The sequence below is a fragment of the Pseudoalteromonas sp. NZS100_1 genome (assembly GCF_015864285.1).
GTDB classification, from domain to species: Bacteria; Pseudomonadota; Gammaproteobacteria; order Enterobacterales; family Alteromonadaceae; genus Pseudoalteromonas; species Pseudoalteromonas arctica.
In genome coordinates, this window is record NZ_JADYXN010000318.1 from 1 (window position 1) to 534 (window position 534).

Below are 534 nucleotides of genomic sequence, written 5' to 3' on the forward strand. Positions count from 1 at the left end.
ATTCCGGACTGCCGAGATCAGTACCCGGCCATAGCGGTCGACCAGGCTGCTGCGCATCTCATCAATGCCGATCAGCTGGCGGAGACAATCGCCCCGCTGATCAATCCAGATCGCCACACCGCAACAGGTCTCCGGCAAGCGATGACGCTGCTGGGTATCCTGATGGATGAACAGCGCCGCGCGGCCGAAACGCTGGGAGGTGCGCTATGATGGGGCGAATTGAAGGTAGCGGAGTGTCAGTGGGCGGCACTAAGCCTGACGGTGAGCTGCAGCTGGCGCAAATCCTGGACGTGTGGCTTTGTGAATGGCGAGCATGCCTGTGCGACGTCAACGTGATCGAAGGCGGCATTTCCCTCAGTCAGACGCAGTTTTTTCGCGAGCCCACTTTCCAGCAGCTTGCCCAGGATGAAGGCTACCCGCCGCACCTTCGCCTGGACGGTCGCGAAGAATTGTCGGGCGCGCGAAAGATGTTGCAGCGACTGCTGGTCGGTAATCCAGATGCTATGCGGGCGATCGCGCACCATCTCGCAGCAG

Annotated in this window: 2 protein-coding genes; both read left to right on the top strand. The window is 60.9% G+C overall.

All coding sequences use genetic code 11. The features are described from left to right. The coding region (locus I6F66_RS22060) for a hypothetical protein (protein WP_197209887.1) at positions 1 to 210 on the top strand (210 nt) is incomplete at its 5' end. Continuing rightward, the coding region (locus I6F66_RS22065; RefSeq protein ID WP_197209888.1) for a hypothetical protein at positions 207 to 534 on the top strand (328 nt) is incomplete at its 3' end. The genes I6F66_RS22060 and I6F66_RS22065, both read left to right, overlap by 4 nt.